18 protein-coding genes are annotated in these 21,147 nt (G+C 61.2%); 4 read left to right on the forward strand and 14 right to left on the reverse strand.

Translation table 11 applies throughout. The annotated features are described in order from the left end of the window. Positions 1-286: 286 nt before the first annotated feature. Positions 287-1,693 carry an adenosylmethionine--8-amino-7-oxononanoate transaminase gene (locus ACZYSM_RS03925; RefSeq protein ID WP_489069056.1) on the forward strand — a complete coding sequence of 469 codons (1,407 nt, stop codon included), beginning with the start codon at positions 287-289 and terminating at the stop codon, positions 1,691-1,693. Positions 1,694-1,764: 71 nt separating this feature from the next. Further along, the gene (locus tag ACZYSM_RS03930) at positions 1,765-2,484 is read left to right on the forward strand and encodes a 16S rRNA (uracil(1498)-N(3))-methyltransferase (protein ID WP_489069058.1); all 720 of its coding nucleotides are present in this window, start codon (positions 1,765-1,767) and stop codon (positions 2,482-2,484) included. A 166-nt stretch (positions 2,485-2,650) separates the two neighbouring features. On the opposite strand, the gene ACZYSM_RS03935 is transcribed toward ACZYSM_RS03930, so the two are convergent. Together ACZYSM_RS03935 and ACZYSM_RS03940 are read right to left on the reverse strand one after the other, a co-directional pair. Then, entirely contained in the window at positions 2,651-3,001 is a 351-nt protein-coding gene (locus ACZYSM_RS03935; protein ID WP_489069060.1) for a RidA family protein, read from the reverse strand. A gap of 22 nt (positions 3,002-3,023) precedes the next feature. After that, on the reverse strand, positions 3,024-4,280 hold the full coding sequence (locus ACZYSM_RS03940; RefSeq protein WP_489069062.1) for a D-amino acid dehydrogenase: 1,257 nt from the start codon (positions 4,278-4,280) through the stop codon (positions 3,024-3,026). A 107-nt stretch (positions 4,281-4,387) separates the two neighbouring features. Between ACZYSM_RS03940 and ACZYSM_RS03945 the strand changes: the two genes are divergently transcribed. Beyond that, positions 4,388-5,302 carry a LysR family transcriptional regulator gene (locus tag ACZYSM_RS03945; protein ID WP_489069064.1) on the forward strand — a complete coding sequence of 305 codons (915 nt, stop codon included), beginning with the start codon at positions 4,388-4,390 and terminating at the stop codon, positions 5,300-5,302. An 8-nt stretch (positions 5,303-5,310) separates the two neighbouring features. On the opposite strand, the gene trhA is transcribed toward ACZYSM_RS03945, so the two are convergent. Next, positions 5,311-5,928 (reverse strand): PAQR family membrane homeostasis protein TrhA, encoded by a 618-nt coding sequence (gene trhA / locus ACZYSM_RS03950; protein ID WP_489069066.1) that lies wholly within the window; start codon positions 5,926-5,928, stop codon positions 5,311-5,313. 251 nt (positions 5,929-6,179) lie between these two features. Between trhA and ACZYSM_RS03955 the strand changes: the two genes are divergently transcribed. Next, entirely contained in the window at positions 6,180-7,094 is a 915-nt protein-coding gene (locus ACZYSM_RS03955) for a LysR family transcriptional regulator (RefSeq protein ID WP_489069068.1), read from the forward strand. A 111-nt stretch (positions 7,095-7,205) separates the two neighbouring features. Here ACZYSM_RS03955 and madM read toward each other — a convergent pair whose 3' ends face one another. The 11 genes from madM to ACZYSM_RS04010 all read right to left on the reverse strand — a co-directional run bounded on the left by madM (position 7,206) and on the right by ACZYSM_RS04010 (position 21,142). Beyond that, the gene (gene madM / locus ACZYSM_RS03960) at positions 7,206-7,970 is read right to left on the reverse strand and encodes a malonate transporter subunit MadM (RefSeq protein WP_489069070.1); all 765 of its coding nucleotides are present in this window, start codon (positions 7,968-7,970) and stop codon (positions 7,206-7,208) included. Position 7,971: 1 nt separating this feature from the next. Next, entirely contained in the window at positions 7,972-8,388 is a 417-nt protein-coding gene (gene madL / locus ACZYSM_RS03965; RefSeq protein WP_489069072.1) for a malonate transporter subunit MadL, read from the reverse strand. A gap of 58 nt (positions 8,389-8,446) precedes the next feature. Continuing rightward, positions 8,447-9,382, reverse strand: coding sequence for a malonate decarboxylase subunit epsilon (mdcH, locus tag ACZYSM_RS03970; RefSeq protein ID WP_489069074.1), 936 nt, complete (start codon positions 9,380-9,382; stop codon positions 8,447-8,449). Next, a complete protein-coding gene (locus ACZYSM_RS03975) occupies positions 9,379-9,996 on the reverse strand; it encodes a malonate decarboxylase holo-ACP synthase (protein WP_489069076.1) in 618 nt (205 codons plus the stop codon). Before ACZYSM_RS03975 ends, mdcH begins: the two co-directional genes overlap by 4 nt. Further along, the gene (gene mdcE / locus ACZYSM_RS03980) at positions 9,993-10,796 is read right to left on the reverse strand and encodes a biotin-independent malonate decarboxylase subunit gamma (protein WP_489069078.1); all 804 of its coding nucleotides are present in this window, start codon (positions 10,794-10,796) and stop codon (positions 9,993-9,995) included. Before mdcE ends, ACZYSM_RS03975 begins: the two co-directional genes overlap by 4 nt. Further along, positions 10,793-11,656: a biotin-independent malonate decarboxylase subunit beta gene (locus ACZYSM_RS03985; RefSeq protein WP_489069080.1), complete on the reverse strand. Its 864-nt coding sequence runs from the start codon at positions 11,654-11,656 to the stop codon at positions 10,793-10,795. Before ACZYSM_RS03985 ends, mdcE begins: the two co-directional genes overlap by 4 nt. Further along, positions 11,649-11,948, reverse strand: a complete 300-nt coding sequence (locus ACZYSM_RS03990) for a malonate decarboxylase subunit delta (protein ID WP_489069082.1) — start codon at positions 11,946-11,948, stop codon at positions 11,649-11,651. Before ACZYSM_RS03990 ends, ACZYSM_RS03985 begins: the two co-directional genes overlap by 8 nt. Continuing rightward, positions 11,948-12,823, reverse strand: a complete 876-nt coding sequence (locus ACZYSM_RS03995) for a triphosphoribosyl-dephospho-CoA synthase (RefSeq protein ID WP_489069084.1) — start codon at positions 12,821-12,823, stop codon at positions 11,948-11,950. Before ACZYSM_RS03995 ends, ACZYSM_RS03990 begins: the two co-directional genes overlap by 1 nt. After that, complete coding sequence (gene mdcA, locus ACZYSM_RS04000) at positions 12,823-14,493, reverse strand: malonate decarboxylase subunit alpha (protein WP_489069086.1); 1,671 nt, start codon at positions 14,491-14,493, stop codon at positions 12,823-12,825. Before mdcA ends, ACZYSM_RS03995 begins: the two co-directional genes overlap by 1 nt. A gap of 237 nt (positions 14,494-14,730) precedes the next feature. After that, the gene (locus ACZYSM_RS04005; protein WP_489069088.1) at positions 14,731-15,192 is read right to left on the reverse strand and encodes a chemotaxis protein CheW; all 462 of its coding nucleotides are present in this window, start codon (positions 15,190-15,192) and stop codon (positions 14,731-14,733) included. Further along, positions 15,185-21,142, reverse strand: coding sequence for a hybrid sensor histidine kinase/response regulator (locus ACZYSM_RS04010; protein WP_489069090.1), 5,958 nt, complete (start codon positions 21,140-21,142; stop codon positions 15,185-15,187). The genes ACZYSM_RS04005 and ACZYSM_RS04010 overlap by 8 nt, the downstream gene beginning before the upstream one ends. Positions 21,143-21,147: the final 5 nt, after the last annotated feature.

Here is a 21,147-nt window from a genome sequence, read left to right on the forward strand (position 1 = left end):
CGACTTACCTATCGAATTAAAGCGCAAAAATTCGCTTTGAAATATCGAGAAATACGATCAAGAGTCTGAAACGAGTTGGTTAAGGAAAGATTAACGACAAATATGGGATGGGGCGCATCGGGCGCGATTCTGTGGTGACGGGGGTGTTAGGGACCCGTCAGCAACGTCTATCGCTCCGCTCATGGTAGTTGAAACAACACAATGGGTTGTCCCCGAGCGATGCATTGCATAGGCTTGCGCGATTGTATGTCAGCGCATGTCGCAGACCGCCTCGAGGAGAGTGAAAATGGGCCTGAATAATCAGTGGATGCAACGCGATCTCGCGGTTTTGTGGCATCCCTGCACCCAGATGAAAGACCACGAACAACTGCCGCTGATCCCGATCAAGTGTGGTGAAGGCGTCTGGCTGGAAGACTTCGAAGGCAAACGCTACCTCGATGCGGTCAGTTCCTGGTGGGTCAACGTGTTCGGTCACGCCAACCCACGGATCAATCAGCGCATCAAGGATCAGGTCGATCAGCTTGAGCACGTGATTCTGGCCGGGTTCAGCCATCAGCCTGTGATCGAGCTGTCCGAACGCCTGATAAAGATGACCCCGGAAGGCCTGACCCGGTGCTTCTACGCCGATAACGGTTCGTCCTGCATCGAAGTCGCGCTGAAAATGAGTTTTCACTACTGGCTCAACCGCGGCCAGCCGAACAAGAAGCGCTTTGTCACTCTGACCAATAGCTACCACGGCGAAACCATGGCCGCGATGTCGGTCGGCGATGTGCCGTTGTTCACCGAGACCTACAAGGCGTTACTGCTCGATACCATCAAAGTGCCGAGCCCGGACTGCTACCTGCGCCCGGAAGGCATGAGCTGGGAAGAACACTCGCGCAACATGTTCGCCGCCATGGAACAGACCCTCGCCGAGAACCATGACAGCGTTGCGGCGGTGATCGTCGAGCCACTGATCCAGGGCGCCGGCGGCATGCGCATGTATCACCCGGTGTACCTGCAACTGCTTCGCGCAGCTTGCGACCGCTACGGCGTGCACCTGATCCATGACGAAATCGCTGTTGGCTTCGGCCGTACCGGGACGATGTTTGCCTGTGAACAGGCTGGCATCCGCCCAGACTTCCTCTGCCTGTCCAAAGCCCTGACCGGCGGCTATCTGCCGTTGGCCGCGTGCATAACCACCGATGATGTCTACAGCGCCTTCTACGACGACTATCCAACCCTGCGCGCGTTCCTGCATTCCCACAGCTACACCGGCAATCCGCTGGCCTGTGCGGCGGCACTGGCGACCCTGGATATCTTCGAACAGGACAATGTGATCGAGAACAACAAGGCCCTCGCCCAGCGCATGGCCAGCTCGACCGCGCACCTGGTCGATCACCCGCATGTGTCGGAAGTACGTCAGACCGGCATGGTGCTGGCCATCGAGATGGTTCAGGACAAAGCCAGCAAGACGGCCTATCCGTGGCAGGAACGTCGCGGGCTCAAGGTGTTCCAGCATGCACTGGAGCGCGGCGCCTTGCTCCGGCCGCTGGGCAGCGTGGTGTATTTCCTGCCGCCGTATGTCATCACCCCGGAGCAGATCGACTTCCTTGCCGAAGTGGCCAGTGAAGGGATTGATATCGCTACTCGCAGTGACATCAGCGTGGCAGTGCCGGCGAATTTCCATCCGGATTTTCGTGATCCGGGCTAGGGTCCCTCGCCACAGGTCAGTGCCAAATCAAAGTCATTCGCCACACATTCGATTTTCAACAGAGATCCAAGATGAGACTGTCCCGTTTCTTTATCGACACCCCTTTGAGCCTCGGCGAACACGAACTGCCGGAGGCCCAGGCGCATTACATCAGCCGCGTGCTGCGCATGGCCGAGGGCGATGCGCTGCAGGTGTTCGACGGTTCAGGGTTTGAGTTTCGCGGCACGCTGCTGGAAGTCGGCAAGAAGCGCGTCTTGGTTCAATTGGATGAGCACTTTGCCGGGCAGATCGAATCGCCGCTGCAGATTCATCTGGGCCAGGGCCTGTCCCGTGGCGAGCGGATGGATTGGGCGATTCAGAAAGCCACCGAGCTGGGCGTCACCGAGATCACCCCGATCTTCAGCGACCGCTGCGAAGTTCGCCTCAAGGACGAACGCGCCGACAAGCGCCTGATGCACTGGCGGCAGGTCGCCATCAGCGCGTGCGAGCAATGCGGGCGTTCGCAGGTGCCGTTGATTCATCCGCCGCTGCTATTGGCTGATTGGCTGAAACAGACTGAAGCCGAGTTGAAGCTGGTGCTGCACCCGGTGGCCGAACCGCTGGTCAGCCATACCAAACCGGCGACGCTGGCATTCTTGATTGGCCCGGAGGGTGGGTTGTCCGACGCTGAGGTCGATCAGGCTCAAGGTGCTGGCTTCCACTCCGCCCGCCTCGGCCCGCGAGTGTTGCGGACCGAGACCGCGCCGGTGGTGGCGTTAGCGGTTGCACAGCAGTTGTGGGGTGATTTTTAACCGCACTGTTGTTGATTTTCAGCGACTGGAAAAAGATCGCAGCCTGCGGCAGCTCCGGATTTGGGTCCACTTGCCATCGGGTTGATCCGGTCGGCGTAGGCGCTGCCGCGGGCTGCGATCTTTTAGGTTACTTCACACTGGTCATTGGGAACTCCAGGTGTGGGGATTAGCGGCGAGCTGCGATGACGGTGATTTCTACCAGGATTTCAGGCCGCGCCAGTTCGGCTTGCAGGGTCGTGCGAGTCGGCGCCTGACCTGGCGATAACCAGGCCGACCAAACCTCATTCATAGCGGTGAAATCGTTCTGAATATTCTTCAGGTAAATGGTCGCGTTGAGCAGATGGTCCTTGTCGCTGCCCGCCTCGGCCAGCAAGGCGTCGATCTTGTCCAGCACCTCGCGGGTCTGGCCGCTCACTTCGGTACTGGCGCCCGGCACCTGGCCGGAAAGAAATACCAGGTCCCCGAAGGTCACGACAGCGGAGAGTCGGTTGTTGCTGTTGATTCGACTGATGGTCATGGAGTTTTTCCTTCTAGTGCTTCTAGTGGATGAGGTGTCTGGCGGTATGGGGCGCGAGGCCCTGCATATCGATCGAGGTGCTGCGCTGGCCAATCAACTCGCTGAGCAGCTGACCGCTGCCACAGGCCAGTGTGAAGCCCAGGGCGCCATGGCCGAGGTTGAGCCAAAGATTACGATAGCCGCTGCCACCGATCAGCGGCACACCATTGGGTGTGGCCGGACGCATACCGGCCCATTCGATGGCAGCGTCATAGTCCCCGGCATTCGGGAAGGTCCCGTAGGCCTGGCGTTTCATCAACGCCAACCGTTTTGGCTCAAGGGCCGGATCGAAGCCGACGATGTCTACCATCGCCGCTATCCGCAATTGCTGGCCGATGCGCGCGTAAACGATCTTGCGGTCGTAATCGGTGATGCTGACGTCCGGCGCGTGATGCCGCGCGCCAATCGGCACGGTGAGGCTGTAACCCTTCAGGGGATAAAGCGGCATATGCACACCGGGCAGCGCCAGCGCCGGGCTACGATGACCGGCGGCAATCACCAGTTGCTCGACCGGCAGCACTTCATGATCGAGCTCGATGGCCTGCACCGCGCCGTGCGCATGACGAATGCCCGTCACCGAACGGCCCAGCAGAAACTCGCAGCGGCCCGAAGCTTTCAGCCTTGCGGCCAGTTGCTGGCAAAAGGCATGGCAGTCACCGACCTCTTCGTCGGGGGTATAAATCGCGCCGACAAAGGGTGCTCCGCTCATCGCCGGCTCAAGTTGTGCGCAGTCGGCCAGGGACAGTACGTGTTGGTGACCGGCATCAGCGAGATGTTGCCGTGCGTGGGCAAAACTGCCCGACTCGCGAAAGGCCACCAGTTTGCCATTGCGCCGCCAGTTGAAACCGTCGAGACGATCCTCGTCCCGCCAGCGTTGCAGCGTCGCCTGGCTCAACAACGCCAGACGCAACAGATGACCGGCGTTCTTGCGGTTCACTGAAGTACGGCATGCACCCAGGAACGCTGCCATCCAGCGCCACTGTGCCAGGTCAAAACGCGGGCGCAGCTTCAACGGCGAATCACTGCGCAGCATCCAGCCGATCGCCTGCAACGGCACGCCGGCATCCGCCAGCGGTGCGACGTAGCGATAAGAGAGTTGGCCGCCATTGGCGAAACTGGTTTCGCTGCCCAGCGAGTCACGAGCCTCGACCAGGGTGACGTCAACACCGTCGCGAACCAGCGCGTAGGCGGTTGCCAGCCCGATCACGCCACCACCAATGATACAAACCCGCTGAGCCATGTCAGTCCTTAGCCGTGATTGAAACGAGCTTGAGATTAGGACCAGGTGACAGGCGCGGAACAATGAATAAAGATGCAGCGACCATAAACAAAGGTTATGGACTTGCCATGCGACTGCGACACATAGAGATATTCCAGGCCATCCGTCAGACCGGCTCGGTCAGTGGCGCGGCGCAACTGCTGCACGTTTCGCAACCGGCGGTGACCAAGGTTCTACAGCATGCCGAACTGCAGTTGGGCTTCCCGCTGTTCCTGCGAGTGCGCGGCAAATTGCACGCCACACCCGAGGCGCTGGAGCTGGAACGCGAGGTCGACAAGGTCACCGAAAGCCTGCAAGGCGTGCGCCGCCTGGCCCAGAGCCTGCGCCGCAAACCGGGTCAAAGCCTGCGCATCGGCGCCACACCGGCGCTGGCCCTGTCGTTGTTGCCGCCGACCATCAGCGAATGGACCCGGCGTTACCCAGACATTGTCTGCGAACTGTCCAGCGCCCACAGCCGCGAGCTGGTACAGAACCTGCTGATGCGCGAGATAGATGTCGCCCTCACCCTCCAGCCGCCGGACCATCCCGGGCTGACTGCCCAGGCGCTGGCTCACGGTGTGCTAGTGGTGCTGGCGCCACTGGGTTATTGGCCTGACGACGCCAAAGGTAAACCGTTGCCACTGATGGAGTTGGCCGATGCGCCGTTGATTGGTCTGTCCAGCGCCGATCCGTTATCGGCAAAACTCGACAGCTACCTGAAAGCCGTCGAACCGCCGCCCCGGGTCAGCATTGCTGTGCAGACCTATTCATTGGCCCGGGCGATGGTCGAGTCGGGCGCGGGGCTTGCAGTGATCGACCCGTTCACCGCCCTCGGCGCCTCACCGGCCACCACCGCCATTCGGCCGCTGGCGCCAGCGCTGCCGATCACCCTGTACGCCATGACCCGCGCCGATGAAGCGCCTGCGCATACCCTGAGCAACCTGCTGGAGATTTTCAGCAGCCGCGCTCAGGAGCAGTTGGACCGGTTGATGGATCGGGGTTGATCGCGGCGTCACAAGACGTAAAACAGAATCGCCACGAAGTGCAGCAGGCTCCCGGCAATCACGAACAAATGCCAGATCCCATGGGCATGGCGCAGCCGGCTGTCGAGGGCGAAGAAGATGATGCCCACGGTGTACATCACCCCGCCCGACGCTAGCCAGGCAAAACCAATAGTGCCCAGCGCCGCCAGTAACGGTTTGACCGCCACCAGAACGATCCAGCCCATCACCGCGTAGATCACGATCGAGAGAATCCGTGCCTCGGAGCGCGGTTTGATCTCTTGCAGGATGCCGATGATCGCCAGGCCCCAGACAATCCCGAACAAGGTCCAGCCCCACGGCCCACGCAAAGTGACCAGGCAGAACGGCGTGTAACTCCCGGCGATCAGCAGGTAGATCGAAAAGTGATCGACCTTTTGCATGATCTCTTTCTTGCGCCCTCGTACGCTGTGATACACCGTCGAAGCGCTGTACAGCACCAGCAAGGTGAAGCCATAAATCGCCACGCTGACAATCTTCCAGGGACTGCCGTCCAGACTGGCAATCACCAGCAACCAGACTGCCCCGACACACGCCGCGACCGCCCCCACAAGGTGGGTCCATGCGTTGAATCTTTCCCCGTGATACATGCGTTACTTACCTCGTCTACCGACACAACATCGTCCAAGGCTCAGGCCTTCAGCCTAAAAGCGCAATGTTTCAAAACACCATATCCCGCGTAGGAGCTGCCGCAGGCTGCGATCTTTTGATCTTCAGGTGCCAAGGAGCTCGCTAAAAGATCGTCCGAACGCGACCCGAACCTGCGGCAGCTCCTACAAAAGCACGAGCCAGTCTCCGATCAGTTGGGCACAATCGGAGCATTCGAATAAGAGTCCGCCCCATGCTGATTGATGAAGAGTTGACCCTGAAAAAGCTCGAGGTGTTCCTGGCCTTCATGCGCACCGGCAATCTGGCGCGGGCGGCGGCTGAGTTGCAGACCAGCAACGTTAGCGTACATAGGGCCATCCATTCGCTGGAAAGCGCGCTGCGTTGCCCGCTGTTCAAGCATGAAGGACGCAACCTGACACCGCTGGAAAGCGCTTATGTGCTGGAGGAGCGGGCGCAGAAGCTGATCCAGGACGTGGTCGAAACCGTCCGACTGACCCGCGAAGCCGCCGGGTTCTCCGCTGAGCGTTTCAAATTGGGCTCGTTGTATTCGCTGACAGTAAAGACCGTGCCGCAGCTGATTATGGGTCTGAAAATCCGCCGCAGCGAACTCAACATCGACCTGATCCTCGGTTCCAATATCGACCTGCTGTACAAGCTGAAGAACATGGAAGTCGACGCTATCCTGGTGTCTCTCGACGACAGCGTCAACGACCCGGACTGCGAGCAGATCCACCTGTTCTCCGACGATATCTTTCTTGCCACACCGGCCGACTCGCCGTTCGCGCAGCAAGCGGAAGTCGACCTGAGTGATGTGCGCGACGCAACGTTTATCACCCTGACCCAGGGCTTCGCCACCCATCAGGACGGTAATCGGGTGTTCAAGCAGGCAGGCTTTGAGCCGAAGGTGGCGATGCAGGTCAACGACATCTTCACCCTGCTGAGCATGGTCAGTTCCGGGGTCGGTTATGCCTTGCTGCCGGGGAGGATTGCGGCGGTGTATGAAAACCGGGTGAAACTGATTCCATTGCAGGCACGCTATCGCCTGCAACAGCATATTGGCGTGGTGTTTCTCAAGGCCAAGGAGCGCGATCCAAATTTGTTGGCGCTGCTGGCGGAGTGTCGAATGTATGCGAATCGCCAGGCCTGAAACCGCGTCGCCTTCATCGCGAGCAGGCTCGCTCCCACAGGGGATTGCATTCCAATGTGGGAGCGAGCCTGCTCGCGATGGCGCCGGTACAGTCAGAGACGATCCGGAGGCTTAACCGACAATCCCGCGAACAATGAAATACAACAACGAAGGCCCAAGCAAACAGCCCAGCCCGGTATGGAAAGTCGCCGTCAGCGCGCCATAGGGCACCAGTCGCCGATCTGTCGCCGCCAGCCCCGCCGTCACACCGCTGACGGTACCGGCCAAACCACCGAAGACCATTGCCGAGCGCGGGTTATCGAGGCCCATCCAGCGGGCGGCCAATGGCGTGCCAACCATCACCATGATCGCCTTGATCAGCCCGGTTGCGATGGACAATGCCACCACATCGGAACTCGCACCAATCGCCGCCCCGGTGACCGGGCCAACGATGTAAGTCACCGCACCGGCACCGATGGTGGTCATGCTGACCGCATCGCGATAACCGAACACCCAGGCAATACTCGCCCCGACGATAAACGGCAGCACCGTGCCCAGCAGCAGCGCAATCGCTCCGACCAGTCCGGCCTTGCGCGCTTCGGTGGCCTGCACTTCGAACGCCGTAGCGACAATCGCGAAGTCTCGCAGCATCGCGCCGCCCATCAGACCAATGCCGGAAAACAGCGCCAGATCCGCCAGACCTTTTTGCCCGCCGGTAATAGTGCCGCCGACCCAGGCCAATACCAGCCCGATCACAATGGCAATCGCCGAGCCGTGAATCCGGCCGAAGGTCAATCGCTTGGACAGCACCACGGAGACCCACATGATCACACCGACGAAAGCGAACGCCGTGACCAGACCGTTATGTTCCAGGCCCTGTTCAATGAGATTCCACATATCAGCGTCCCCCAACAGTAGCAGCAGGCGGCGCGATATCGACCGGTTCGTCCGGCAGTGGCTCGCCTTTGTGAGTCCGGCTGATCAAGGCAATGGTGCAGCCGCAGACCACTACGGAACCCATCGCCGCCAGCACCGCCACCGGGCCGCCGTGCAGCGCGGTCACCACGTTCTGTTGTGCGGCCATGGCCACCACCACCGGAATGTACATGGCGCCCCAAAAGCCGACGCCCATCTCGCAATCCTTGGTCATGCCGCCGCGCTTTTGCATCCACAAGCGCGCACAAATCAGCAGGATCATGGCGATGCCGACACCGCCAACGTTCGACTTCACGCCCAGCAGCACACCGAGCATGTCACCCAGAATCACCCCTGCCAGCGTACAGATCGCCAACAGCGCCACACCGTAAATAATCATTATTGTTGTCCTCAAAGTGCATCGTCGAAGTTGTTGTTTTTGTCCTTCGAAAGCCTGACTAGGGTTGGCGGCTTCCCTCCTCACGCAACAGCGCTTGCAAGGTGTCCAGACGCGCGCCGTCAAAAGCGATGGCCGTGCCTTGTTCGAACACCCGGCGCGCCAGCCCGGTGAGCACCGCACCCGGCGGCATTTCAATGTGCAGACGCACGCCGCGCTCGTAAGCGCTTTGCACCGTGCCGCGCCAGTCCACTACCCGGCACATGTTGAAGGCCAGGTCATCGCGCAGCTGCTCGACCGTGCGAATCGGCCGGGCGCGACTGCCGCTCAGATAGCCCAGCGCGGGAACCTGCACCGGTACCTGGGCAAAGGCTTGCGCCAAGACCTCGGCCGGTTGCTCCAGCAGCGGACAATGAGACGGCACGCTGACCGCCAGCCGCTTTGCCAGCCCCGCACCACGACCTCGAGCCAACCCGGCAACGGCACTCATCGCTGCGTCGCAACCGGCGATCACCACCTGGTTATCGGCATTGATATTGGCCAGATAGACTGGCGTTTGCGCGCTGTGAACCTGCGCCAGCAAACTTTCCACCGTCGCCAGATCCAGACCGATAATCGCGGTCATGCCATAGCCCTGTGGATACGCCTGCTGCATCAACTCACCGCGCAGACTCACCAGTTTCAGTGCATCACTGAAAGCCAGCGCACCGGCAATTACCGCCGCCGGATAGGCGCCAATGGACAGTCCGGCCACGTAATCCGGCGCCGGCGCTTGCTGCAACAGCACACGCGCACCCGCGACCCCGGCGATCAGCAGACAGAGCTGGACCGCACGGGTCGACGTCAACGACTGGGCTGAATCCAACTGCAGAACGTCCTCGCCCAGCGCCTCACTCGCTTCTCTCAGACAAGCGTCGATCACCGCATCTTGCGGCAGACGATGAAGCATGCCCGGTTGCTGCGCGCCCTGGCCCGGGAACACCAACAGGCTACTCACGCTGCCTGCTCCAATGCCTGCCAGGGGTCCATCACCAACCGCGCACCGCTGGCGCTTTTGAGCAACACGCGCTGCGCTGAACCGGCCCATTCGCGCAAGGCGACAGCACCGTTGGGCGTCTGCAATTGCATGTCCACGGGGCAAACGGCCGCGTCCAGGAGCGTTAATAATTCCAGCGCCTGAACACGGCCCAGCGGTTGCGGGGTTCGCAGAATCAGATCGAGATCGCTGTGTTGATGCAACGCCTCAACGCCGCTGGCCAACTCGAACCCGGCACTGCCGCTGACGCCCCAGCTCAAACCTCCAGCGTCGAGCAATGGACGCAGTCGAGCCAACGCCTGCAGCGCCGGCAAATCCCGATTCGTCTGCACATGACAAAGCTCTTCCGGTCGCACTCGCCGCTGGACAGCAGTGACTGCCATCAACGTGGCGTAACGCTGCTCACGCAAACGCCCGCGTACACCGACCGAGATCCGGTCGGCAGCGGTCAGCGCGCGCCGCACCACCACTGGATGACCTTCTCTCATCACCTCAATCACCCAGGCAGGTGCATCGGCAGGCAAGCACTCTGGGGTCAGTCCCCAGAGCAGGTCATGAGCCAAGAACTCGCTCACCACTGCTCACGCAACAGGTGGCGAACCTTGCTCGACGCGGCCCGGTTGGTCGCGCCCAGGCGGCTGCTCAGATCATGCCCATGGGCCTCGACATCACGAATCGCCTGAACCAGACAACCGTTCACGCGCGTCAGATCATTCGTCGTCGGCTGCTCGATCTGGCTGACCTCAAGGGTCTCCCAGAGCAAGCCAAGGCTGGCGAAGCTGTCGATGTCGTAGGCCATCGGCGGTACGCTGGCAGCCAAGGCTTCGAGCTCTTCGACGCTGCGCAACGTCACCCGCGCTGCCGAGGCCTTGCCCATCGCATGCACCATTACCCCGGGGTCACGCAGGGCGATCAGCCGATTGGCCTGATAACCATGCGCCAGAAACGCCCCGGACATTGCCTTGCCCACCAACAGACCAATCACCGCATGCCCGGCCAGTCGCGCCCGGGCATAACTGTCCACCGCGCCAGCCAATGCCTGATGAATGCCCAGCGCTTCCTCGCGGCGACCATACGCCTGACTCGGTACATCGACGATGGCGATCAAGGCGCGTTTGTGCGACTTGTTGCGATCCGCCTCAATGACTTCATCCACCGCTTTGGCCAACCCCCAGCCTTCCAGCAAACCGACCTCACCGTTGCGGGCACGCACGAAGCGGTTATCCGGGTCCGCCACCACGGCGAGAAAGCGCACCGGTTGCTCGCCCAGCAGGCCATCGGCGACTTTCAACGAGGCGGGTAAGCCACTCACGGGCGAAGCGCCGACGCTCAAGGCCTGGAACCACTGCAAGCCTCTCAGGGAATACGTACTCATGAGCGCTCTCCTTGATACAGATCGCGAACCGTCGCCGGATCGATTTGCGGCTCGGCATCCAGACGGGCCAAGCGTTGCAGGAACAGATCGGCCTGACCGCTGCGCTGTTCGCTCGGTAAACCCTGTTGCAGCAGTTCACTGACCTGCTGCTGAATCTGCGCCACGTCGTCAGCCACATAACGGTCCGCCAGACCACTGGCGAAACGCTGTTCGCCGCCGGTCAGGCTCCAGATGAAGGGCCGGTCGCGGGAGTCGTATTCTTCGAGCCCGGCTTCCTGCTCGATCACCTGCGGACCGTTGAGGCCGAGGCGTGCTTCCTGGGTCACCAGCAAATAACTGCACAACCCGGCGGCAATCGACATGCCGCCGAAACAGCCGACGCTGCCTGCCACCACGCCGATCACCGGCTGGTACTGACGTAAATCGACAATTGCTGCGTGGATGTCGGCAATCGCCGCCAACCCAAGGTTGGCTTCCTGCAAGCGCACGCCGCCGGTTTCCAGCAGCAATACGGCGCGAGTGGCGATGCCTTTGCGGTTGTCTTCGGCCGCCAGCTCCAGCGCCCCGGCGATCTTGGCTCCGCCGACTTCGCCCAGGCTGCCGCCCTGAAAGGCTCCTTCGATGGCCGCGATCACCACTGGCAAACCACCGATGCTGCCCTTGGCGATCACCACGCCATCATCGGCTTGCGGGACCACGCCTTGGCGCGCCAGCCAGGGCGACATGACGCGCTGAAACGGGTCGATTAGTTCGCGAAAGCTACCGGCGTCGAGCAAGGCTTTCGCCCGCTGGCGAGCACCGAGTTCGACGAAGCTGCGTCTTTCAAGGTATGGTTTCAGCAAGGCTGCGCTGTCAGTCATGGCCGATCTCCTCGAAACCTTGCTCCAGACGCAAACGCACCACACCCGGCGTAGCACCGAAATCATGAATATCGATCAACAGCGCCGGTGGCATCGATTCGTCGAACATCCGCTCGAACAGGTGCTGCCAACGTTGCGCGCTGCCGTTGACCGAGGTCTGTACCTGGATCGTCAGCTTGCCGGCCTGACCCGGTTCCAGCAGCACTTCCAGATCACCGGAACCGACACAGCCCACCAGTGCCCGGCCCTTGGCCGGCTGCCCGGCTGGGAATTCAAAGGATAAGGTTTCCATCAAAATGCTCCCTGAATGAAGCCGTTACAGGAGGAGATACGATCGATAAACAGGCACGCTGCGAGCAAATCCGCAGCGCCGCCGGGCGAGGCATTCAATGCCAATAATTGTTGGTCCAGCTCATGCAAGCGACGACGCCCGCCAAGACTTGCACTACCACCGGCGTCGAGCACCGCTTGCGCGCCGTTTTGCATCACTTGCAGGCCGGTCGGGCCAGCGCGATAGAGCACGCAGGTGTCGGCCAACATGGTCATGATCGCCAGCAAGGCATCGAGCCGGGCGTTCTGCTCACCATGACCATCGGCGCGGCTGCGTTTGAGTTGCGGCAGAGCGCGTTGCACCACGGCGGGGAAGCCCTGTTGCGCTTCTTCTCGGGCTCCGCGTGCGCCGTAACGTTGGGCGACTTGCGCCCCGTGGCTGAGTGCGCGCGGGGCATAACGGTCGTCGAGCAATGCCAGCCTTGCTGCGCGCAAGGTCACGGCGCTTTCGGCAGTGGACTCAGGTTCCAACGCGGCAGCGGCGACCAACAGACCCAAAGCCCAGATCGCCCCACGATGGGTATTCACGCCGTTAGTGGTGGCAAGCATGACCTGCTCACCTTCACGGCCAATCCGCCCGAGGGCTTCACGTAGCGGCAGGCCGACCTCGCCAAACTCAAGCGCCGCTTCGGCCATTTCCTTGAACGCTGGCCACAACGACAACGCCGAAGCGTGCATCAGCCCCAGGTGCAAATCGCTGTGGGCGCCATTGCCACGACGGTCCACCAGCGCCGGTTTCGGCGACAAGTCGGCTTCGTCGATCAAGGCGTCTACCGCCAGATCCGCCAGCCGTTCGGCCAGCGAGAGGGTTTTGGGTTGCAGGTTGAATGCGTGCATTACCAGCTCCTGAACTTGGCGGGCGGGTTGTACAAGCCACCCGACCACTCAACCAGATCGGCGACGCTTTTCGCCGCGAGCAATTCACGGGTGGCGTCGGTGCGACGGATGCCGAGGTCTTCCGGCAACGCAATCAAACCTTCGCGGCGCATGCGGGCAGTGTCTTTCGGGTTATGCCGCATACCGATGACCGTTACCCCAGCCACTGCGGCGATCATCGCCTGACGCTCTTCCAGGGAGCGGGCCTTGTACAGATAGGCGATGCCTTCTTCGGTGAGCAGGTGAGTGACGTCATCGCCGTAGATCATGATCGGCGCCAGCGGCATGCCGCTGTTCTTCGCCACCTCGACCGCGTCCAGGGTCTCAACGAACGTCGGTTTACCGCCCTCCTGAAAAGTCTCGACCATCTGCACCACGAGTTTTTTGCCGCGTTCGAGCAAGGCTTCCGGCGCGTCGCCATGGCGCATGTCCAGCCAGGCAGGTGTGCCGTGGCGACGACCGCGAGGGTCATGACCCATGTTCGGCGCGCCACCGAAACCGGCCAGTCGTCCGCGAGTCACTGTCGAAGAGTGTCCATCACCATCGACCTGCAAGGTCGCGCCGATAAACAGGTCTACCGCATACTGCCCGGCCAGTTGGCAGAACATCCGGTTCGACCGCAACGAGCCGTCGCGTCCGGTGAAGAACACGTCTGGCCGCGCGGCGATGTAGTTTTCCATCCCCAGCTCAGTGCCAAAACAATGCACGCTCTCGACCCAGCCACTTTCGATGGCCGGGATCAATGTTGGATGGGGATTGAGGGTCCAGTTGCGGCAGATCTTGCCCTTGAGCCCGAGGGACTCGCCGTAGGTCGGCAGGATCAGCTCGATGGCCGCCGTGTTGAAGCCGATGCCATGGTTGAGCGATTGAACGTTGTGTTTCTCGTAGATGCCGCGGATCGCCATCATTGCCATCAACACGTGCACCGGTTTGATGTGCCGCGGGTCACGGGTGAACAGCGGTTCGATGTAGAACGGCTTGTCGGCGACCACCACGAAATCTACCCACGAGGCAGGAATATCCACGCGCGGCAACTCACTGACATCATCCACCAGCTGGTTGACCTGGACGATCACAATACCGTCGCTGAAGGCTGCCGGTTCGATCAATGCAGGGGTGTCTTCAGTGCTCGGCCCGGTGTAAATGTTGCCTGCGCGGTCGGCCATAAAACCAGCCGAGAGCACCACGTTGGGGATCAGGTCCACTACCAGCCGCGCATAGAGCTCGATGTAAGTGTGAATTGCGCCGATTTCCAGCAAACCGTCTTCGAGCAACTGGCTGATACGCAGGCTTTGGGTGCCGGCAAAGGAGAAATCCAGCTTGCGGGCGATGCCGCGTTCGAACAGATCCAGATGCTCCGAACGACCTACGCTGGGCATGATCATGTGCAAGTCATGCAGCTTTGCGGGATCGGCCTTGACCAGGGAGCGGGAAAGGAAGTCCGCCTGCTTCTGGTTGTTGCCTTCAAGCACCACCCGGTCGCCGGGCATAATCAACGCCTCCAGCGCCGCGACAATCTTGTCGGTCGGCAACACCACACCATCGGCGAGACCCCGCACCAGCTCGAGGCGACGCTGCTTCTCGCTGCGCCGCCGCGTCCAGCGCGAGTCGGGGGATATTATTGTTGTCATGCTCACTCCACGGGTTCGCTGTCGTGGAGCTACCTTAGGAGCGAATGATGGGGAGCATCAATCAAGCACAGAGACGGATCGTTACGGTCAGGGTAATGGTTGTGTGAAGAGTGATGTCGACTTCTCGGGCCTCTTCGCGGGCAAGCCCGGCTCCCACAGGGTTTGTTGTCTGCCTCAGGATTCGGGTACTCCACAGCCCATGTGGGAGCGGGCTTGCCCGCGATGGCAGTCTTGAGATCACCCCCGAACCAACCCTGCCTTCACCAACAACTCTTCCAGCCCCAACAAATCCGGCACCTTGGCCACTTGCTCGGCGATTTGCACGGCGGCTTTTTCCAGTGGGCACAGCGGCACGTCGACATAACTCAGTTGGCTGTCGAGCTTGTAGGAGCGCGGAATCCCTTGTACTAGCAAGGCGATGAACTTGAGTTGCGGGCGGCCGCCCAAGGCGTTGAGCACGACGATGCGTGCGCGGTCGCCGATCACGGCCTTGCTGCCGCAGGCGGATTCGAAGCTGAGCAGTGGAATTTGCCGGTCGCGCCAGGTCACCAGACCCAGGTACCAGGGCGGCGAGTCGAGGTCGAAGGCGCCGGGTTGGTAGTCGATCAGTTCGGCGATGGCGACGTTGGGCAGGATCAGATTGCGGTCCGCCAGGGGCAGCAGCAGCCCAGTGAGGTTGCTGGTGCGGTGATCAAGCATGGGTTTTACTCCAGAGGGCGATGCTCTCCAGCAGGACCGATTCCTGATACGGCTTGCCGAGGTAGTCGTTGACGCCGATTGCCATGGCTCGGTCCCGGTGTTTCTGGCCGGTGCGCGAGGTGATCATGATGATCGGCAGGTGCCGCAAGCGCGGATCGCTGCGTACCTGTATCGCCACTTCGAAACCGTCCATGCGCGGCATTTCGATGTCCAGCAGCATCAGGTCCGGCGTGTGTTCCTCCAACAGCGCCATGGCGTCGACGCCGTCCTTGGCGGTCAGCACGTTCATGCCGTGGCGTTCGAGCAGACGGCTGGTGACCTTGCGTACGGTGACCGAGTCATCGACCACCAGCACCAGCAGCGGCCGTTGCGGTTCGACCTCGACCGCATGAGGTTCGTCGCCGTTGCCAGGATGCAGTTTCGGCAAGCGCGCCTGCGTGGCACGGATATGCGCCAGCAGGTCAAGAATCAGCACCACCCGGCCATCGCCGAGGATGGTCGCGCCGGACAAACCCTGCACCGAGGCAAACTGCGGGCCGAGGCTTTTCACCACGATTTCCCGGGTACCGGCCATGGCATCGACTTGCACCGCAATCCGTCGTTCATTGCACTGCACCAGCAGCACCGGCAATGGCAGGCTTTGGCCAAGCAGTTTCGGTTTGATCGCGGTCTGTAGCAGCTCGCCGAGGTAGCAGAGTTCGTAGCGTTGCCCCGCATATTCGTAGACCGGTGGGTCGAGTTGGTAATAGCCGTCCAGCTCGTTGGGCAGCACGCGAACGATGCCTTCGATGGTGTTCAGCGGGATCGCATATTGGTCCTCAATACACTGCACCATCAACGCGCGATTGACCGACACGGTGAACGGCAGACGAATGCGAAAGTGCACGCCCTGCCCCGGGGTCGAGTCGATGCTCATGCTGCCGCCCAGTTGCCGGACTTCTTCGTGGAGCACGTCCATACCGACACCACGACCGGAAATCTGGGTGATTTTTTCGGCGGTGGAAAACCCCGGCTGCATGATGAACTGGAGCACTTCACGGTCGCTGATTTCAAGATTCGGATCGAGCAGCCCGCGTTTGATCGCCTTGCGCCGCACCGCGTCCAGAGGCACTCCGGCACCGTCATCGCGCATGTCGAAGATGATGTCGCCGCCTTCGTGAGCCAGGTCCAAAGTGATTCTTCCCTGCGCAGGCTTGCCAGCGGCACGGCGCGCCTCGGCGGATTCCAGGCCATGGTCGACGGCATTGCGCAGCATGTGTTCCAGCGGCGCGACCATGCGTTCGAGCACGTTACGGTCCATCTCGCCTTGGGCGTTGCCGACAATGAATTCGACGTCTTTGCCCAACTCACTGGCGACCTGCCGGACGATCCGCTTCAGGCGCGGCACCATGCGTTCGAACGGCACCATGCGCGTACGCATCAGGCCTTCCTGCAATTCGGTGTTGATCCGCCCTTGCTGCTGCAGCAGGTTTTCCGCGTCATGGTTGCGGCGGTCGAGGGTTTCCTTGAGGTCGAGCAGGTCCGATGCCGACTCGAACAGCGCCCGCGACAGCTGCTGCAACTGCGAGTGGCGGTCCATTTCCAGCGGGTCAAACTCTTCGTATCCCAGGCGTTCGGCCTCGACTTGCTGACGGCTGAGAATCCGCCCCTGAGTTTCGGTGTCCAGACGACGCAACTGGTCGCGCATGCGCTCGATGGTGGTTTCCATCTCGCTCAGGGTCACCCGGGCATCGTTGACCTGCTGTTCGATACGACCACGGAAAATCGAGGTTTCCCCGGCCAGATTGACCAGATCATCCAGCAGCTCGGCTGAAACCTTGACCATATCGCCAACCGCGCCGGCTTCGGACTGAATCGCTGGCAACTCTGCTTTAGCCTGTGCTTGTAGCGAGGCCTCGGCAGTTAGAGTCTGCGACTGTGGATCGCCCGCAGCAGGATGAGTGAAGTCTCTGATCGCCTCGATCAACGTCTCGGCCGGCAGCACCTGCTTGCCCGCCCGCGCGGCATCCAGCATGTGTGCAAGCAGGTCTAGGCTGCCTTGTAACAGCGTGAACAATTGTGCCGTCGGTTGCAGCAAGCCGGCCGACAGACCTTCGTAAAGGAACTCCAGCTCATGGGCCAGATCGCCAATCGGCGCGATCTCGACCATCCGCGCGCCGCCCTTGAGGGTGTGCAGGTCGCGCAGTAGGGTTTCCACTTCGAGACGGTTTTGCGGCTCGGCTTGCCAGCGCGACAACGCCGCACCGGAACTGTCGATGATGTCGAAACCTTCTTCGAGGAAGATTTCCAGCAGCTCGGGATCATGACTCGCCGAGTCTGAGGGGGACGCTGCTTCGAGCACTTCAGCGCTCGGGCCGCTGCCCTGACGAAACGCGCGAATCGCCTCGATCAGCGCACTCGGATCGCTCAGCGGTTGTTGATGGTGCAGTTGATCAAGTAACACGGCCAAACGGTCATGGCTCTGTAGCAGCAGCTGCGCCAACTCGCTGGAATGGCTGTAGCGGCGATCGACCAAACCTTCGTAGAGGCTTTCCAGCTCATGGGCAAGGTCACCGACCGGCCCGACTTCGGCCATCCGCGCGCCGCCCTTGAGGGTGTGCAGGTCGCGTTGCAACGACAACAGCGGCGCGGCGTTGTCGGGCTCATCCAGCCAACGCTGCAAGGCTTGCCCGGCGTTTTCGAGGATATCCATCGCCTCTTCGAGAAAGATCGAGACGATTTCATCATCCAGATCCAGAGCAACCGGTGCCTTCTCCAACTCAGTGGTAGCGGCGCTCAGCTCGGTGATGCTCAGCGTGCGACTGCCATCGCTCCTGATCAGGCCCATGGCTGAGGGGTCGAGGCTTTGATCGAGCAAGTCGCGCAGGGCTTTCACTCGCGCAGGCTGCGGGCTGACTTCCTGGCCGGCGGCCAGTTGATCGAGCATGCTGATCAAGGCTTCGTGGGCGCTGTCGGCCTCATGGAAAAACCGCTCGCTGACCGCCAGGCTGCTCTCTTCCACCGCGCCATACAGGTCGAGCAACGCTTCGCACAGTTCATCGACCGGACGCAGGTCGGCCAGATGCGCGCCCTCACCCAAGGTGGTCAGTTCATCCAGCAGCGCACTGAGTTCCTGACGCTCTCCGGGATGTTGCTGCCAGCGACGCAACAGGTTTTCAGCATCCAGCAGAATGTCCATGCCTTGGGCGAGGAAGTTGCTGATCAGTTGCGGATCACGCTTGATCCTAAGGCCCGTGTTCGGAGAGTTGAGGATAGCTTCCAGGCGTTCGGCGAGTAGCGATTGGGTACGCTCGATCAACGACTGCGCGCCGCTGATCTCGGCCAATGGATCGGTCTTGAGCTGCTTCAAACTGCGGCGCAATAAACCTTCAGCTTCGAGCAGCAGCTCGACCTCATCCAGGTCCAACGCAATCTGGTGCGCCTTGTATTCACGGGTCAAGTGATCCAGCGGTTTCGCCAGTTCGGCGATCGGCAACACACCGGCCATGTAGGCACTGCCTTTGAGGGTGTGCAGCGCGCGCTGCAGCTCATCGCTGGCCTGCAACGGCATGTGCTCGGCGGCTTGATCGAGAAAGCGGTTGAGGCTGTCGAGGTGGGTTTCAGCTTCGTTGCGGAAAATCTCCAGCAACTGCGGATCGAGCGCTTCCAGTTCTTGCGCAACGGTGGCCGGGGTCTGCTCATCGCCCTTGGTCAGCGCATGGGCACGGGCGGCCAACCGGTCAACATCATCACGCTGGCGTTGGCCGTTGGCGGCGAACTCGCGGATCAACTCGGGCAACAGATCCAGCACCTCGCTCAGCAGTTGCTGCACCTGAGACCCTGGCTCGACGCTGCGCTCCAGGACGCGGTTGAGCAGGTTCTCCACCGACCAGGCCAGCTCGCCCAGCACCAGTGCACGAACCATACGCCCGCTGCCTTTCAACGTATGGAAGGCGCGGCGCAATTCGCTCAGTGCGGCTTTGTTGTCGGGATTGGCCGACCATCGCGGCAGATATTCGCGCAGCACCTCAAGGACTTCGTCGGTTTCTTCAAGAAAGACGTCCCGCAGCTCGTCGTCCACCGGCGCTTCACCGACTGGCGGTGGCAACAAGCTGCCCGGCGTATGCAGGGCTGGCGGATTGAGGACGGAAACCGGGCTGGCCAGCACCTCGGCCAGGGACTGCACGACTTCAGGGCTGCCCAGCGCTTGCAGGTCTTGCATCACCAAGGCTTCACGTGGGGTGAGCACATCGTCGAGTAACGGCACTTGCAACTGGGTCGGGAAGTAGCCCAAGGCGGCCAGGTTTTCCTCGGCAACATCGAGCAACTGTTCGCCGGGAGCCTGAGGGTCTTCACTCAAGCGTTCCAGGTAGTACTCGATGCTGGTGATGACGTCGGCCAGATTGTCGAGTTGCTGCCAGTCGGGCTGAACCTGATCGACCAATAAATGCTCGCGGATGAAGCCATTGCAAGCTTCCAGAAGGCTCGCCGCACGGCTCAGCGGAATCATCGCCAACGCACCGCGAACCTGGGTCAACAACGCTGGCAACGCGTGCAGCTGCTGACGATCCCAACCGGCGTCGATGTAGTCGACGATCATGTCCTTGGCTTGCTGCAAACAGATCCGCGCTTCCTTGATCACTAACTGGTGAATCTGGGTCAGGTCAGTGGTTGGCAGCCGGCTGTCCTCACGACTCTCCGGCTCAACGGTACCGACCATCCCGGCCAGAGTCGCCTCGACATACAACAAGGCCCCGGCCACATCCATGAGGATCGCGTCATTGGGTTCACGCTGCCCTTGGGCCAGGCTCAGGACCATCGCCAGTTGATCGATGATCACCTTGCGCGGCTGGCCAAAACCGAGCACAGCCAGGGTGTCAGCGATTTGCCGCAGTGGTGCGAGCAGGCTGTCGAGGTCGGAGGCATGCTGGCGGTCACTGCGCACGAACAGGTCCAGGCGCTCCTTGACCCGCACCAGCTCTTCGCACAACGCGGCCAGTACCGAACGCATGGCATCCCGGTCAGGGCCTGCCAGGCGTGCGCGTTCTTCATCGACCACGGCACTGTCGGGCAGCGCGTCATCGAGTCCGTAACTTTCTTTCATGGTCTGCATCTGCCCGGTGGGGTGTTCGGCTTTGGCTATATAGAACAATAGACTTTTGAGCAGCTCTTGCGGGGCCGGCTGATTGATCCCGGCCATCCCTTGCTCGAGCAGGCGCTTGAGTTCCTTGTCGGTGTCTTTGAGTAAACTGCGCAGCGCCGGGCTGTTGGCGATGCTGCCAACGAGCATGCCTTCCACCAGCGCCGAAGCGACCTGCCACAACGGGCTCAGGGGTGCGTTTGGGCAGAGCCCTTCAAGGCGGGCGAAGACCGTGGCCAGAGAACCCAGGTTGGTTTGATCATCTTGTTCGCGCAGCAACCCGACCAACGCTGTTTGCAGCATGTGCCGCATCTTGCGCAGTACACTCGGCAAATCCGCCGGTTCGAGTAACGCCAGGGTTTCTTTGTCCAGCGCCGGAAAGTCCAATAATTGCGGGCTGAACAGGCTGGTTTCCGATAACAGGCTTTCGCCTCGGGCGCTGCGTAGATCATTGAGCAATGGCAACACCACCAGAGGCAAATCGCGGCGGGCGCTGTGAACACGGTCGAGGTAGATGGGCAGTTGACCAAGCGCCTGCTGCAACAGCCGGATGGCTTCATCGCGATGATTGACGCGGTTCTGCTGCAGAGCCAACGCCAGCTTTTCCATTTCTTCGGCAAGCAAGGCCGCGCCGTAGAACTCGACCATCTGCAGACTGCCATGAACCTGATGGATACACGCCAGACACTGGCTGATCGCGTCCGCCGCCTGCGGGTCGTCGACCAGGGCGTCGAGTGCCATGCCGTCAAGGGCAAGAAAAGCCTGCTTCAGCGTTTCGGCAATCTCGCCTTTGACCCATTCGAGGGCCACATAGTCGTGCCGATCAACCATAACCA

The sequence above is a fragment of the Pseudomonas sp. F220 genome (genome assembly GCF_057813935.1).